Source organism: Myxococcus sp. AM011, assembly GCF_013372595.1.
Classification (GTDB): Bacteria; Myxococcota; Myxococcia; order Myxococcales; family Myxococcaceae; genus Myxococcus; species Myxococcus eversor.
Window position 1 is genome coordinate 1 of record NZ_JABXEM010000088.1, and the last position, 14,159, is coordinate 14,159.

Annotated in this window: 14 protein-coding genes and 1 pseudogene; 6 read left to right on the forward strand and 9 right to left on the reverse strand. The window is 69.6% G+C overall.

What is annotated here, in order from left to right; genetic code table 11:
• Positions 1-152: pseudogene (locus HUW62_RS50015) on the forward strand (tRNA pseudouridine(38-40) synthase TruA); the annotation flags it as partial.
• Positions 153-173: 21 nt separating this feature from the next.
• Positions 174-1,058 carry a hypothetical protein gene (locus HUW62_RS19560; protein ID WP_176435288.1) on the forward strand — a complete coding sequence of 295 codons (885 nt, stop codon included), beginning with the start codon at positions 174-176 and terminating at the stop codon, positions 1,056-1,058.
• A gap of 75 nt (positions 1,059-1,133) precedes the next feature.
• Here HUW62_RS19560 and HUW62_RS19565 read toward each other — a convergent pair whose 3' ends face one another.
• Both HUW62_RS19565 and HUW62_RS19570 read right to left on the reverse strand, forming a co-directional pair.
• Entirely contained in the window at positions 1,134-2,744 is a 1,611-nt protein-coding gene (locus tag HUW62_RS19565; protein WP_176435289.1) for a Na+/H+ antiporter, read from the reverse strand.
• A gap of 99 nt (positions 2,745-2,843) precedes the next feature.
• Positions 2,844-3,287, reverse strand: coding sequence for an ATP-grasp domain-containing protein (locus tag HUW62_RS19570; RefSeq protein ID WP_368670442.1), 444 nt, complete (start codon positions 3,285-3,287; stop codon positions 2,844-2,846).
• On the opposite strand from HUW62_RS19570, the gene HUW62_RS50020 reads away from it, so the two are divergent.
• Positions 3,288-3,626, forward strand: coding sequence for a hypothetical protein (locus HUW62_RS50020; RefSeq protein ID WP_176435287.1), 339 nt, complete (start codon positions 3,288-3,290; stop codon positions 3,624-3,626).
• Between the two features lie 69 nt (positions 3,627-3,695).
• Here HUW62_RS50020 and argC read toward each other — a convergent pair whose 3' ends face one another.
• The 7 genes from argC to HUW62_RS19610 are packed head-to-tail and all read right to left on the reverse strand — an operon-like array spanning position 3,696 to position 11,431.
• On the reverse strand, positions 3,696-4,763 hold the full coding sequence (gene argC, locus HUW62_RS19580; protein ID WP_163861955.1) for an N-acetyl-gamma-glutamyl-phosphate reductase: 1,068 nt from the start codon (positions 4,761-4,763) through the stop codon (positions 3,696-3,698).
• Positions 4,760-5,821 carry a hypothetical protein gene (locus HUW62_RS19585; protein WP_141643554.1) on the reverse strand — a complete coding sequence of 354 codons (1,062 nt, stop codon included), beginning with the start codon at positions 5,819-5,821 and terminating at the stop codon, positions 4,760-4,762. The genes argC and HUW62_RS19585 overlap by 4 nt, the downstream gene beginning before the upstream one ends.
• A 1-nt stretch (position 5,822) precedes the next feature.
• Entirely contained in the window at positions 5,823-7,016 is a 1,194-nt protein-coding gene (argG, locus tag HUW62_RS19590) for an argininosuccinate synthase (protein ID WP_163861958.1), read from the reverse strand.
• A gap of 26 nt (positions 7,017-7,042) precedes the next feature.
• Complete coding sequence (gene argH, locus HUW62_RS19595) at positions 7,043-8,392, reverse strand: argininosuccinate lyase (RefSeq protein WP_176435290.1); 1,350 nt, start codon at positions 8,390-8,392, stop codon at positions 7,043-7,045.
• Positions 8,385-9,446 (reverse strand): M20/M25/M40 family metallo-hydrolase, encoded by a 1,062-nt coding sequence (locus tag HUW62_RS19600; protein ID WP_163861961.1) that lies wholly within the window; start codon positions 9,444-9,446, stop codon positions 8,385-8,387. The genes argH and HUW62_RS19600 overlap by 8 nt, the downstream gene beginning before the upstream one ends.
• Positions 9,443-10,369, reverse strand: coding sequence for an acetylglutamate kinase (argB, locus tag HUW62_RS19605; RefSeq protein WP_163861963.1), 927 nt, complete (start codon positions 10,367-10,369; stop codon positions 9,443-9,445). Before argB ends, HUW62_RS19600 begins: the two co-directional genes overlap by 4 nt.
• Positions 10,370-10,420: 51 nt before the next feature.
• Complete coding sequence (locus HUW62_RS19610; RefSeq protein WP_163861966.1) at positions 10,421-11,431, reverse strand: N-acetylornithine carbamoyltransferase; 1,011 nt, start codon at positions 11,429-11,431, stop codon at positions 10,421-10,423.
• Between the two features lie 170 nt (positions 11,432-11,601).
• Here HUW62_RS19610 and HUW62_RS19615 point away from each other — a divergent pair, with 170 nt between their 5' ends.
• The 3 genes from HUW62_RS19615 to HUW62_RS19625 all read left to right on the forward strand — a co-directional run bounded on the left by HUW62_RS19615 (position 11,602) and on the right by HUW62_RS19625 (position 14,153).
• The gene (locus HUW62_RS19615) at positions 11,602-12,036 is read left to right on the forward strand and encodes an arginine repressor (RefSeq protein ID WP_163861968.1); all 435 of its coding nucleotides are present in this window, start codon (positions 11,602-11,604) and stop codon (positions 12,034-12,036) included.
• A gap of 217 nt (positions 12,037-12,253) precedes the next feature.
• On the forward strand, positions 12,254-12,811 hold the full coding sequence (locus HUW62_RS19620; protein ID WP_163861971.1) for a Uma2 family endonuclease: 558 nt from the start codon (positions 12,254-12,256) through the stop codon (positions 12,809-12,811).
• 100 nt (positions 12,812-12,911) lie between these two features.
• Positions 12,912-14,153, forward strand: a complete 1,242-nt coding sequence (locus HUW62_RS19625) for a VWA domain-containing protein (RefSeq protein ID WP_176435291.1) — start codon at positions 12,912-12,914, stop codon at positions 14,151-14,153.
• The last annotated feature ends 6 nt before the right edge of the window (positions 14,154-14,159 follow it).

Below are 14,159 nucleotides of genomic sequence, written 5' to 3' on the forward strand. Positions count from 1 at the left end.
GGGTGGGGGAGGTGCTGGCCTCGCGCAACCGGAAGCTGGCGGGACAGACGGCGCCGCCCCAGGGGCTGGTGCTGGAGGAGGTCTTCTACGCGGAGGGCCCGCCTCCTCGGACGCAGGGCGGTGAAGCGGACGTGGACGAGGACGAGGGCTGAACTGGGGTAGGCTGCCTGCCCGTGAGCCCCAAGCCGAGTGTCCTCGAGCCGCTGCGCGTCAGAATCCGTCGTTTCCAGTTCATCGTGGGACTGGGTTTCATCGCGCTCGTCCTGGGCTCGGCCCTCAGCGTGTCGCTGACGCTGCGGCTGAGCCTGCGCGTGCAGGCGCTGCCCTTCGTTCCGTTGAAGGTGCTGGTGGCGGTGCTGCTGGAGAACGTGTGGTTGCTCGGTGTGCTGCCGGTGCTCTGCTACGGCGCGGGCCGGGTGATGGAGCTCAAGCCCTGGCACACGGCGGCTGGCGCGGCCGTGTCCGGTGCCACCTTCGTCCTCGCGCTGGGCTTCGTCCAGGGCGGGGCGGACTCGCTGTGGCTGGGAGGGCTGGGCTCGGTGTTGAACGTCATGGCCTTCGGCGTGGGCATCTTCGTCAGTGCGCGCGCGCTGAAGGCGGGAAGGGCCGCCGCCGCGAAGCAATCCGAGAAGACCCAATCCAAGGCCGAGGAGCGCAAGGGCGAGTACGACGAGTTCCTCCGCGCGGCGGAGCAGGGGGGGGCCCGCCTGGAGCAGCGCGAGGCCCAGAGCACCGCGGAGGCCCGCGTGGACACGTCCGTCCAGGCGCCCACGCCCTCCACCGAGGCCCGAGTCGACACGTCCATCCAGGCGCCCGCGTCATCCACCGAGGAGCGCATGGACACATCCGCCACGGGCCCGGCTTCCCACGCGAGCACTGAAGCGCGTGTGGACACGTCCATGTCCGCGGTGGAGTCCCTTGGGGCCGCCACCGCGAGCGCGGTGCATGCGGCTCCCTCGGAAGTGGAGCGCCCGGACCCGGTGATTCGCCTCCCCGAGCAATCCCTTTCCGCCGAGGAGACAGAGGCTCCGGACACCTCGAAGCCGCCGGCGGTCTGAGAAGCACTCCAATCCAGCCGAGCCCGCGTCACAGGAGCCCGCGAAGGCCGCCCGTGACGCGAGGTGCGTCCGACGTCAGGTCCCGACGGCGCCCGTGGGCGTGATGGGCGTGGCGGGCAACGACGTGTGCATCTCGGCGGCGTCCGCGTGAGCGATGCGCTCATCCAGCTCCGCCGTGAGTCGCTCGAAGGCCTCCTTGCCGATGGCGGCGGACTGATATGCCTTGAGCAGCGACTCCTTCTCCACGATGAGCATGCGGCGGACGGCCTCCTGGTGCTCCTCCTCATGGAAGCGCATCGACTGCTGCTTGAGCTGGGCGAGCTCCTTCTCCGTCACGCCCTCCTTCTCCTGGTAGTCCTTCTCCAACTGGGTCAGCACGTCAGCGGGAATCTCGCGCGTGCGACGCAGGGCCTCGAGCGCGGCCATCGCGGCGTGGATGGCGCCCAACCGGCCTCGCGCCAGCTCGTACTGCTCCTGGTACGCGTCCTTCAGCCCGGTGATGCCCAGCTTGCGCAGGAGCGGCGCCATGGAGAGGCCCTGGATGACGATGGACAGCACCACCACTCCGAACGTCATGTTCACCAGCAGCTCGCGGTGGTCGAAGTCCGCCGGAAGGCTGAGCACCAGCACCATGGAGATGGCGCCGCGCAGGCCGCTCCAGGTGAGCACCGCGCTCCAGGACCAGGGCATGCGCTCCTTCGTGAGCTTCAACAGCGCGGACACGCCGTACACCACCACTGCCCGGCCCGCGATGACCGCCACGTAGGCCGCCAGAATCGGCTTCCACGACGCCAGCAGCGACGACAGGTTCACCTCCAGGCCGATGAGGAGGAACACCACGGAGTTGAGCGCGAAGGACCAGTATTCCCAGAAGCTTTCCACCGCGACTCGTGTGGTGGGGCTCATGCCCTCGTGCGTGGCCCAGTTGCCGCACAGCATGCCGGCGACCACCGTCGCGATGACGCCCGAGTAGTGGAAGTTCTCCGCGATGACGAACGAGCCGTACGCCGCGATGACGGTGCAGGTGATTTCCACCATCGCGTCATCCACGCGCTTGATGACCCGCGCCGCCGCGTACCCCACCGCGCTGCCCACCAGCACGCCCATGCCCGCGACCTTGATGAAGTCCATCACCGCGCCGCCCACGGTGAACTGACCTCCCGTCGCCACCCCCACCACCAGCGTGAAGAGCACCACGGCGGTGCCATCATTGAGCAGGCTCTCTCCCTCCACCAGGATGAGCAGGCGCTTGGGCGCGCCGAGCGACTTGAACAACCCCACCACCGCAATCGGGTCTGTCGAGACGATGACCGCCGCGAACACCAGCGCCGGGAGCATCCCGAAGCCCGTCACCACGTTCATCCCCTCCACCCACTGCGAGAGGATGAGCGCCGTCAGGCCCGCCGAGGCCGCCACGCCCGGAATCGCCATGGCGTGGATGGCCAGCTTGTTCTTCCAGAACTTGCGGAACTCGACGTGGAACGCCGCCTCGAACAAGAGGCCCGGCAGGATGATGGCGAAGAGCAGCTCCTTGGTGAGGTGCGGCGGCTCGAAGAGGCGCACCGCACCCAACGTGAGCCCCGCCACCACCAGCGCCACCGTGTAGGGAATCTTGAAGTACCGCGCCGCGATGGCCACCGCGGTCGCGACTGCGAAGATGAGGACGAAGGCCAATTCGAAGTGCATCGTTCCTTGCCTGTTTTGACGTCAAACCTTCGCGCACCATAACCCAGGTGCGCGCCGTGACGGTTGCTCTCAAGTGGGTTCGAAGTAGCGGGTGCCTGGCTACCCGGCCCCCACCAGGGGCTCGAAGAGCGTGCGAGGGTCCAACCCCGGGGGCAAGCCGGAGACGCCGCCGTCATTCACCTCGACGACGGCCCAGCCGCCATCCTCCAGCATGGCGACGTCGAGGGAGAAGAAGGGTGAGTCGATGCGGCGGCCCAGCGGTTCGAAGGCGGTGAAGTCGGGCACCTCGACGTCGAACTCATGGTACGGCTCGGCCGCGAGCAGGCGGCCGTGTCCGAAGAAGAGGCGGAACTCCAGGTGCGCGGGGCCGGTGGGCGTCCTGCCGTAGACCTTGAGGGGCAGGTACTTCCGGACGACGAGGCCCCGCTCGAAGCGCTCACCGCGCTCATCCACGAGGTTGGCGCACGTCCGCTCGAAGTCCGCGCGGGTGGCGCCGGCCGGGACGAAGCAGGCCTCCTCCCAGCGCTCCTTGGCGGACTTCACGTGGTCCTTGAGGATGTACGGCGGCCGACTGGTCCCTCCCTCGAGACAGGGCTCACGTGTTCGAGTCCGCTGACCACGAGCGAAGCCGAGGCCACCATCACCTGGAACACGGGGGAGACGTCCTGGTTCGACTACACCCAGGCCAGCATCAACGTCGGGGGGCTGACGACGGTGGTGGCCTACGTGGGCACGGTGCTGCACGGGAAGTTCTACGGCTCCACCGTGACCTGGACGATTACCTATACGTCAGCGCTGTTGAACCTGGCCTGCCTGATCAACCCCGAGGGCTTGTCCGTGCTGCAAGGCGTGTCGCAGCTGACCGTCACCCGCGTCCTCTAACCCAGGCCTCGAAAGAGGCCGTGGGCCACCGCGCCCGCTCCATGGCTCCCGGAGCGGGCGCGGCGTCGTTCACGGGTAGCAGGCGGCCTGACGCAGCCCGGTGTCCTCGGGGAAGCCGAGGGACACGTTGAAGTTCTGCACGGCCTGGCCGGCCATGCCCTTCACCAGGTTGTCCAGCGCGGCCATGACGGCCACGGAGCGGCCCTTCGTCGCCACGGAGATGTCGCAGAAGTTGCTGCCGGTGACGGCGGCGACGCGCGGCGTGCCCTCGACGATGCGGACGAACTTGGAGCCCTCGTAGTAGCGGCGGAACTTGTCCGTCAGCGACTGCGTCACCACCGCGCCGCCGTGCTCGGGCCACTCGAACTGCACGGTGGCGAAGATGCCGCGCACCATGGGCGCCGAATGCGGCACGAAGGCCAGCCGGTGGCGCTGCGCGCCGTGGGCCACGAGCATGACCTCGACCTCCGCCTCGTGCTGGTGCTCCAGCGGCTTGTACGCGCGGAAGTCATGCGCGCGCGTCGGGTGGTGCGTGCCCTCGCCCGGCAGCGAGCCGGAGCCGGAGGAGCCCGTCACACCCGAGACGGCCAGGAGGCCCAGGCCCGGCGTGGCGGCGATGGGCAGGAGCGCCAACTGCACCGCGGTGGCGAAGCAGCCGGGGTTGGCGATGCGCCTGGCGCCCTTGATCTCCTCGCGCTTCCACTCGGTGAGGCCGTACGTGAAGGTGCCCAGCAGGTCCGGAGCGGGGTGCGGCTTGCCATAGGCGCCCGCGTATCGCCCCGGGTGGTCCAGCCGGAAGTCGGAGGACAGGTCGACCAACAGCAGGCGGTCGGCGAGCCCCACCTCGGCCCACTTCTTCTCCAGGCCGAGGAACTGGGTGGCCAGTTCGCCGTGGCCCAGCGCGCTGAACAGCACGGGCTGCTGCGAGTCCGCGAGCCAGCGCCAGTCCGGCTCCGCCTCGAACTTCGCGTCCACCAGTCCGCGCAGGTGCGGGTGCACCTTGTGGACGGGCTCGCCCGCGTGGTGCCGGGACACGACGCGGATGCCGGCCACCGCCGGGTGCCCGGAGAGAATCCGCAACAGCTCGCCTCCGCCGAAACCGGAGGCCCCCAGGATGTAGATGTTCGCCCGCGTCATGACTTCCTCCCCGCGCCCAGCTTGGGCGAGAGCTTCTCCAGGATGAGACCACCCAGCGCCGCCGGGTCCGCGCGAGCGTTACGCGCCGGCACACCAACCACTTGCTCCACGAAGCGCACGCCCACCGCGTTGTCCGTGGCCGGTCCCGCCAGCACGTCCACGTCGATGCCGTACGTCTCCTTCAGATGCCGCACGCCGCCCGCCGCGCCCACCGGGTCGTTGGCGCACATCACCCACGCGCCCGCGAGCGCCTTGAGCTCCGGGTCCGCCAGAATCGCCTGGACGCCGTACTCGCCCATGATGCCGTCGCCCGTCTCCGCGACGATGACGTCCACGTCGGACACCGCCAGCTCGGAGAACAGCACCCGCGCCACTCGCGCCGCCGTGCGAGGCCCCGTGCAGACGATGCCCGCGTCCGTGAAGTCCATCACCACGTCCGCGCCGGAGTCCTGCATGCTCAGCGTGTCACGCATCAGCGACACGCCCGTGAGCTTCGCGCCGCCCACGCGGTATCCGGCCTGCGCCAGCCTGCGCACCATGGCGCTGGCGGCGAACGTCTTGCCCGCGTTCATGCACGTGCCCACCACGTAGACGACGGGGCACTTCACCGCCACGTTGGTGCCCTTGAGCGCGCCGGACATCACGTGCGCGGGCTGCCCGTTGCGTGACATCAGCTCCGGGAACTCCAGCACCTGGCCCAGCACTTCCGCCTCGAAGGGCATGCCCACGCCGGGGTTGTGCGAGGTGCACTTGCCGATGACGCCGCCCATGTTCAGCACGTGCAGCCGCTGGCCCACGGTGACGGACTCGGGCACCACGCCCTCGTAGCCGTGCAGCGCGTTGCGGTGACCCAGCGCGCCCACCATGATGTCGCCCGCGTGCAGCGTGACGAGGCGGCCGTGGACGTCCTCGAGCTGGTTGTAGACCGTCTTCTCGCCGTGGATGCGGATGGCGATGACGGCGCCTTCCTCGGCCTTGACCTCGGGCGTGAGGTGCACGGTGCGCCCCAGGCCCAGGTTCCGGGTGACGCTTCCCACCTTGTCGACGAAGACCTTCATGTCAGCCTCCCTTCGCCCGGTGCGAGAGCATCTGCGCGACGCCGTACAACTTGGCGAAGCCAGCGGCCTCCGAGCCTGTCCACAACACGTTCGCTTCTCCGTACGTCGCCACCTTCGCGTCCATCAGCGAATAGGGCGAGCGCACGCCTTCCACCACCATGGAGCGAGGGTGCAGCACCAGCCGCACCTCGCCCGTCACCCGGTCCTGCGAGGAGCTGAGGAACGCCTCCAGGTCCTTCACCAGCGGGTCAAAGAAGTGCCCCTCGTGCAAGAGCGAGCCGTAGAGGTTGCCCACGGTCTCCTTCCAGAAGAGCTGCTTGCCGGACAGCACCAGCTTCTCCAGCTCGCGGTGCGAGGTGATGAGCAGGTGCGCGGCCGGCGCCTCGAAGCCCACGCGGCCCTTGATGCCGAGGATGGTGTCGCCCAGGTGGATGCCCCGGCCGATGCCGTACTGACGCCCCAGCACGTTGAGCGCCTCCACCAGCTCCACCGGCCCCAGCGCCTTGCCGTCCAGCGACACGGGGATGCCCTGCTCGAAGCCCACCGTCAGGGGACGAGGCTTCAAGTCGGTGGGAATCTCCCCGGAGGGGAAGGCCGCCTCGGGCAGCGCGCTCCACGAGTTGAGCGTCTCGCTGCCGCCCACGGACGTGCCCCACATGCCCTCGTTGACGGAGTAGGAGCCCAGCTTCGGCGGCATGTGGATGCCGCGCTCGGCGAGGAAGGCCAGCTCTTCCTTGCGGCTCAGGCCCAGCGTGCGGATGGGGGTGAGCAGCTCCAAGTCACCGGCCAGCGAGCGGAACGCCACGTCGAAGCGCACCTGGTCATTGCCCGCGCCGGTGCTGCCGTGCGCCAGCGACTGCACGCCCTTCTCGCGCGCCACGCGGACGACCTCCACGGCCTGGCACGCCCGCTCCGCGGACACGCTCAGCGGGTAGAGCTGTCCGCGCAGCACGTTGCCGGCGATGAGGTAGCGCAGGTAGCCCTGGAAGAGGGTGCCGCGCGCGTCCACCTTGATGTGCTCCACGGCGCCCAGTTTCGCGGACAGGGCCGCGATGCTCGCGAGCTGCTCGGGCGGAAAGCCTCCCGTGTCCACGGTGACGGTGGTGACGGCGTAGCCCTGCTCGCGCAGATACACCGTGCAGAAAGCGGTATCGAGTCCGCCGGAGAAGGCCAGCACCACGTTCTTCTTGCTCATGTCGTCACTCCTCACGGGGAAGGGGGTCATACGTCCCACACGCGCGCGGTGGCCGTGGCCAGGGCGCGGTGGGTGTCGTCGAGCCAGGCGCGCGCGGCGGCCAGCTCCTCACGGGCCTGGGGCAGCCCCAGGTTTCCGGCGCCACCCAGGTGGGTGGCCGTCAGGGCCTCGCGGTCCGGGTGGAACGTGCCGTCCGAAAGCTCCCGGCCCACCTGGCGGTAGGCGTCGCGGAAGGCCTGTCCACCGGCCACCAGTGTGTAGGCGTGGTGGGCCGCGTACAGCGTGTCATCACAGGCGCGCGCGGCTGCGTCCGCCTTCACCTGGAGCACCGGCACCAGTCGGGCGAGCACGTCGAGCAGCGCGCGGCTGGAGGCCAGCGCCGCGAAGGTGGGGCGCTTGAGCAACTGGAAGTCGCGGTGGTAGCTGGAGGGCAGGCCGCCCGCCACCGCTTCCACCTGGTGCGCCAGTCCCCGCAGCTCGCGGCAGCGCCCACGCGCCAGCTCCACCACGTCCGGGTTCTTCTTCTGCGGCATGATGGACGAGCCGGTGGTGAACGCGTCCGGAAGCCCGAGGAAGCCGAACTCGTCCGTGCTGTAGAGCTGCACGTCCCACAGCCACTTCTCCAGCGTGCCCGCGACGCTGCAGGCCCAGCCCAGCACCGCGGACTCGTGGCGGCCTCGTCCGTTCTGCGCGTCGATGGGGCTTCTTTGCACGCGACTGAAACCGAGCAACTGAGCGACGAATTCGCGGTCGATGGGCAGCGGCACGCCGAAGCCCGCGGCGGCGCCGAGCGGGCAGCGGTCCAGTCGGCCCCACACTCCGCGCAGCGCCTCCAGTTCCTCGAGCAGCCCCTCCGCGAAGGCCATGCCCCACATGCCGAACGTCGACGGCATCGCGCGTCGCAGATGGGTGTAGCCCGGCATCGCCACGTGGGCGTGCGCCTGCGCGAAGTCCAGGAAGGCCTCGGCCAGCTTCACGGCGCCCGCGCCCAGCGCCAGGACTTCTTCGCGCAGGAGCAGCCGCACCGCGAGCAGCACCTGGTCATTGCGCGAGCGCGCCAGGTGGATGCGCTTGCCCGGCTCGCCCACGCGCTCCACCAGCGCGGCCTCCAGCGCGGTGTGCCCGTCCTCCTGCTCGGGGCGGATGGTGAAGTGACCCGCGCGCGCCTCGTCGTGCAGCGTCTTCAGCGCGCTGACGAGGGCCCGCGACTCCTCGGGCTTGAGCAGGCCCACCTTGCCCAGCATGCGCGCGTGCGCGGCGCTGCCCAGCGCGTCGTGCGGCGTCAGCGCCAGGTCAACGACGGGGTCGTCGCCCACGGTGAACCGGTGGATGACCGCGTCGAGCGCGGCGCCCTTGCCCCACAGAGTCTCAGCCACGGGCCACCTCCTCGAAGTAGCCGCGCAGAAGGCGCGTGTAGAAGGCGGCACCCGCGTCCAGCTCCGCCAGGGTGATGAACTCGTCCGCCAGGTGGCTCCTCAGCGTGTCGCCAGGGCCCACCTTCACCGTGGGCAGCTCGCCCAGGAAGGCCCAGTCGGACGTGGTGCTGGAGCCCACCGGCTCGTTGCCCGACGCCGAGATGGCCGCCCGGACGATGGGCTGCTGCGAGGCCGTCGCCTTCGGCTGATACCGCGCCGAGTGCACCTTCACCTCGCTCTTCAAGACGCCACCAATCTGGGTCGCCACCTGCGCGTGGTCCATGCTCGGCGTCGTCCGCAGGTCCACGAAGAACTCGCACGCGTCCGGCACCTGGTTGCGCGCCAGCCCTCCGGAAATCTGGGTCACCTGCGCCCGCGCCTCACCCAGCAGCGGGTGGGCCGGGAAGCGCAGCTCCGCCAGCGTGGAGATGTCTCCGGCCGCGACGTGGATGGCGTTCACCGCCTGCGCGTTGTGCGCGTGCGCGACATGCGAGCTGCGGCCATGCGCGGTGCAGCGCAAGAGCAGCATGCCCCGCTGGGCCGTGCAGGGCTTGAGGCTCGTCGGCTCTCCCACCACCGCGGCGTCCAGCGGGCCCAGCTCCGGCAGCAGCGTGCCCAGGCCCAGGCCTCCCGTCTCCTCCTCGGCGGTGAAGGCGAAGACGATTTCTCCGCCTGGCGGCGGGCCTTCCTTCAGGAGCGTCCGGGCCGCGACGAGCATCCCCGTCACGCAGCCCTTGGCGTCGTTGCTGCCCAGTCCGTACAGGCGGTCCTCGCGCCACTCGGGCGCGTGGGGCGCGTACGTCCACCCGGCGCACGGCTTCACCGTGTCCAGGTGCGAGTTGACGAGCAGCCGGCGCGGCCCGCTTCCCACGGAGAACCACACGTTGTGGCCCTTCCGCTGGACGCGCGCACCCCAGCCCTCCGCCCACCCGGACACCGTGTCCGCGATGAGTCGCTCGTCACCCGAAACGCTGGGGATGGCCACCAGCGCCTGGAGCAGCTCCGCCGCCTTCATCCCCCGTTCCCCGCGTTCTTCGGCGCCTTCTCGCGCACCACCATGGTGCCGCTGCCCTCGTTGGTGAAGACCTCCTCCAACAGCGCGTTGGGCGCCACGCCGCTCACCAGGTGCACGCTGCCCACTCCTCCCACGAGCGCGTGGCGGATGGCGTGCGCCTTGGGACGCATGCCGCCGGAGATGGCGCCCGTGTTCTCCATGGTCGCCAGGTCCGTCAGGTTCGCCAGCGTGACGAGCGACGTGGGGTCATTCAGGTCGCGCAGCAGGCCCGGCACCTGGACGAGGAAGAAGAGCTTCTCCGCCGACAGGGCCACCGACAGCGCCGCCGCCACGGTGTCCGCGTTGGTGTTGTAGACGGCGCCGTCCACGCCGCCGGAGAGGGGCGCGATGACGGGCACGTAGTCGGCCGAGCGCAGGTGCTCCACCACGCGCGTGTCCACCGCCTCGATGTCGCCCACGAGCCCGTAGTCGACCAGCCGGCCCTCGGTGGCCCCCGGCTCCGTCACCATGACGGGAGGACGCTTGCGCGCCTTGATGAGCCCGGCGTCCACGCCGCTCAGGCCCACGGAGGGCACGCCCGCCGCCTGGAGGTCCGCGAGCAGGTCCGTGTGCAGCTTGCCGGCGAGCACCATCTTCGCCGCGTCCAGCACGGGACCGGAGGTGATGCGGCGGCCCGCCACCTTCTCCACGGGCAGGTGGAGCGCGTCGCACAGCGCGTCCAGCTCCGGCCCGCCGCCGTGCACGACGACGGGGCGGATGGAGAACGTCCACAGCAGGGCGATCTGCTCGCACGCGGAGCGGCGCAGACGCGGGTCGCTCAGCATGGCGCCGCCGAGCTTCACGACGAACGTCTTGCGGCGGAACTGCTGCACATAGCGCGCGGCGTTGCGAAGCGCGGAGTACGGGTCGGGTGACAAGGGCACGGGAGACCTCGAAAGGAAGAGAAGGGGAGAGGCGCGCCTGGGTGGCGCCGCTCAGCGGGACTGCGAGCGCATCCAGTGGAGCAGGGCGCGCTGGACATGGAAGCGGTTGCCCGCCTCGTCCACCACGCGGCTGCTGGGGTGGTCCAGGACCTCGTCGGCGACCTCCACGTTGCGACGCACGGGGAGGCAGTGCAGGAACGCGGCGTCCTTCGCCGCGCTCGCCATGGTGCGCAGCGTGGGCATCCACCCGGAATACGACGCGAGCAGCGCCGTGACGTCGTTGGGCGAGAACGCCGCCGCGGCCGTCGGGCCCCACGACTTGGCGTAGACGGCGCGGCTGCCGGCGAGCGCCTCGTCCTGGTCGTGGGTGTAGGTGATGCTGCCGCCAGTGGCCTTGGCGTACGCCTCCGCCTCCGCGCGCACGGTGGGGTGCAGCTCGAAGCCGGGAGGATGCGCCACGCGCACCTCGCAGCCCGCCGCCGCGGCGCTCAGGAGGAACGAGTTGGGGACCGCCTTGGGCAGCGGCTTGATGTGCGGCGCCCACGTCAGCGTCACGGGCAGCTTCTTCGTGGTGCCGAACGTCTCGCGCAACGTCAGCACGTCCGCCAGACCCTGGCAGGGGTGCTCACGCGCGGACTCCATGCTGACCACGGGCACGGTGGCCCACTTGCGGAACGCGTTGATGATGGGGTCGACCTCGTCCTCCTCGTCGCCGCCACCCTGCGAGAAGGTCCGCACGCCCAGCATGTCCACGAAGCGCGAGAGGACGGGCGCGGCCTCCTTGAGGTGCTCGGCCCGGTCCAGGTTCATCACCGCGCCCTCGCGGTGCTCCAGCTTCCACACGCCCGCGCCGACGTCCAGGATGATGGCGTTGCCACCCCCGCGCAGCATCACCGCCTCGAACGAGGTGCGCGTGCGCAGCGACGGGTTGAAGAACACCATCCCAAGGATGCTTCCCTCCAGATGACGGCCCGGAGGCGTCTTCTTCCAGGCCGCTGCCTGCGCGAGGACGGCCTCTACACCCGCGGGGCCGAGATCCTTGATGTGCGTGACGTGCTTCATGGGCCTGCGCTCCCTGGCCTGGACCGGATGCATAGGTGGATGAATATGCACCGGCATGCGTGCATTTCCGCGAATGGGGCGCGGATATTATGCAGAAAGACGCGACGCGCAAGGGTAATGTTCCCGCAATCTTTCATGCGGGTTCCTTGCATGGAAATTCACGCGCATGCATGGTGGTGGGAATGAACCTGGACGACGAAATCCTTCGGCTCATCTCGGAGCGGGAGATCAGCGATCAGGCGGTCTTGCAGGAGCTGCTGGAAGCGGAAGGGCAGGCGCCGAGCCAGTCCACGCTGTCGCGGCGGCTGAAGAAGCTGGGCGTGCAGAAGGTGGGCGGGCGTTATCAGCGCGCGGCCACGGAGCCGGTGGTGGCCACCGAGCGGCAGCGCGTCAGCATCATCGAGGCTCCGCCGAACATGCTCGTGGTGAAGACAGGGCCTGGCTACGCGCCCGCCCTGGCGCTGGCGTTGGATCGCGAGCCGGAGGTTCCGGGGCTCGCCGGCACGGTGGCCGGTGACGACACCATCTTCGTCGCCGTGACGGACCCCGCGCGGCTGCGTGAGGTGCGCTCCGTGGTGGAACGGCTGATGCTCCGGAGTGCTTGAGCTGGCGGGGCCAATGGCCGCGTGATTGCACAGCGTGCGCGTGTGTGGCCCGAGCCGGGTGGCGGTGCATCGCCCCCTTGCGTACGCCGTCCAGCCGATACAACCTGGGAGGGTGGTTGATGCATGGACACCCTCACACGTCAGACCCCGGTGCTATTCCCCTCGTATGACCATGGAACTGGGGTTGGGCGGCGAGGCTTATGGGTATGGGGACGTCATGGACAAGAAGCCGGCCACATATGCGGACCTGGAGGCGCTTCCCGAGACGGTGGTCGGGGAGCTCATTGATGGGGTGCTGCACGTCAGCCCTCGGCCAGCGCCGCGGCACGCGCTGGCGGCATTCCGACTGGGGGGAGAGCTGAGCGGACCGTTCGACCGGGGGCGGGGTGGGCCTGGAGGCTGGCTCATCCTCTTCGAACCGGAGCTTCATCCGTCCGGGGGCAATGTCATCGTCCCAGACCTCGCGGGCTGGCGACGTGAGCGGATGCCAGAGCTGCCGCAGACGGTCGGCTTCACGGTCGTCCCGGACTGGGTCTGCGAGGTGCTGTCCCCGTCCACGTCGCGGCTGGACCGCTCCTTGAAGCTTCCCCTGTATGCCCGCGAAGGCGTGCGCCATGTCTGGATCATCGATCCGATAGCCCGGACGTTGGAGGTCCATCGCCTCGAGGGACGAAGCTACGCCCCGCCCGTCACCCACGAGGCGCACGCGATAGTTCGCGCGGAGCCCTTCGAGGCCTTCGAATTGGAGCTGGGTTTCCTCTGGGACACGCGGTAGCCGCGCACCCGGTTACACGGCGGTTACACCTTTCGGACGGTCTCCATCGTTACTGTTCCAAGCGTGCTCTTCAGGGCACTGCCGCACGAAAGGACTCACGATGAAACCGGCCCTCAAGCTCCCCATCATCCTCGGCTCGGCCGCGGTGCTCGCGCTCTCCGCGCTCCTGTTGGGCAAGCCCGCGTCCACTCCGCCTCCGCCTTCGCCCGTGGTGGTGTCTCCCTCTCCCGTCGCGGTGGCGCCTCCCGCTCCCGTGGCGGTCCCTCCCGCGAAGCCCGTGCCGGTGGACGCCTCGGCGCCCGTCATCCAGATTGCCCTGCTGCTGGACACCAGCGGCAGCATGGACGGCCTGCTGGACCAGGCCCGCACGCAGCTGTGGAACATCGTGAACCGCTTCGCGCGCGCCCGTCGCGGGGGCGCCGCTCCCCGGCTCGAGCTGGCCCTCTACGCCTACGGCTACGCGGGGGAGGGCGCGGGCGCGAATGAGATTCGTCTGCTGACGCCCTTCACCACGGACCTGGATGCCATCTCCGAGCGCCTCTTCGCCCTGCGGACCACCGGCGGCTCCGAGCACTGCGGCGAGGTCATCCAGGAGGCCACCCGGAAGCTCGCCTGGAGCACGAACCCGGACGCGATGCGCCTCATCTTCATCGCCGGCAACGAGACCTTCACCCAGGGCCCCGTCGACTTCCGCGAGGCCGTGTCCGCCGCCAGCAAGCAGGGCATCACCGTGAACACCATCCACTGCGGTGACTACGAGCAGGGCATCTCGGACCAGTGGAAGGCCGCCGCCACGCTCGCCGACGGCAGCTACATGAACATCGACCAGAACCTGAAGGTGGTGGAGCTGGCGGCGCCGCAGGACCAGGAGATTGCAAAGCTGGGCGAGGAGCTGAACAAGACCTACGTCGTCTATGGCGGCGCCGCGGGCAAGGCGAGCCAGATGCGGCAGCAGGAGCAGGACAGCCTCTCTCGCGGCGTGTCGGTGCAGAACATGGCGGCGCGCTCGATGGCGAAGTCCTCCGGGAACTACTCCAACGAGAGCTGGGACCTGGTGGACGCGGTGAAGAAGAACAAGCTGGACTTGAGCGCCGTCGCCGCCGACGACCTGCCCGAGCCGATGCGCAACCTGGACGGCGAGGGGCGCAAGGCGTGGCTGGAGGCTCGGGAGAAGGAGCGTGCGGCGCTCCAGCAGCGCATCCAGGACCTTGGCAAGGCGCGCCAGCAGTTCCTCGCGGAGGCTCGCAAGCAGAACCCCACGAAGGAGGATGACACGCTGGATGGCGTCATCGGCCAGGTGGTGAGCCGCGAGGCGGCGAAGCGTCAGTTCACCTTGGAGTAGGATGCC

Coding starts and splice junctions, on each gene's coding strand:
- HUW62_RS19565 (WP_176435289.1), bottom strand. CDS start 2,744: ATGCACTTCGAATTGGCCTTCGTCCTCATCTTCGCAGTCGCGACCGCG.
- argC (WP_163861955.1), bottom strand. CDS start 4,763: ATGACGCGGGCGAACATCTACATCCTGGGGGCCTCCGGTTTCGGCGGA.
- HUW62_RS19585 (WP_141643554.1), bottom strand. CDS start 5,821: ATGAAGGTCTTCGTCGACAAGGTGGGAAGCGTCACCCGGAACCTGGGC.
- argG (WP_163861958.1), bottom strand. CDS start 7,016: ATGAGCAAGAAGAACGTGGTGCTGGCCTTCTCCGGCGGACTCGATACC.
- HUW62_RS19600 (WP_163861961.1), bottom strand. CDS start 9,446: ATGAAGGCGGCGGAGCTGCTCCAGGCGCTGGTGGCCATCCCCAGCGTT.
- HUW62_RS19610 (WP_163861966.1), bottom strand. CDS start 11,431: ATGAAGCACGTCACGCACATCAAGGATCTCGGCCCCGCGGGTGTAGAG.
- HUW62_RS19615 (WP_163861968.1), top strand. CDS start 11,602: ATGGTGGTGGGAATGAACCTGGACGACGAAATCCTTCGGCTCATCTCG.
- HUW62_RS19620 (WP_163861971.1), top strand. CDS start 12,254: ATGGACAAGAAGCCGGCCACATATGCGGACCTGGAGGCGCTTCCCGAG.
- HUW62_RS19625 (WP_176435291.1), top strand. CDS start 12,912: ATGAAACCGGCCCTCAAGCTCCCCATCATCCTCGGCTCGGCCGCGGTG.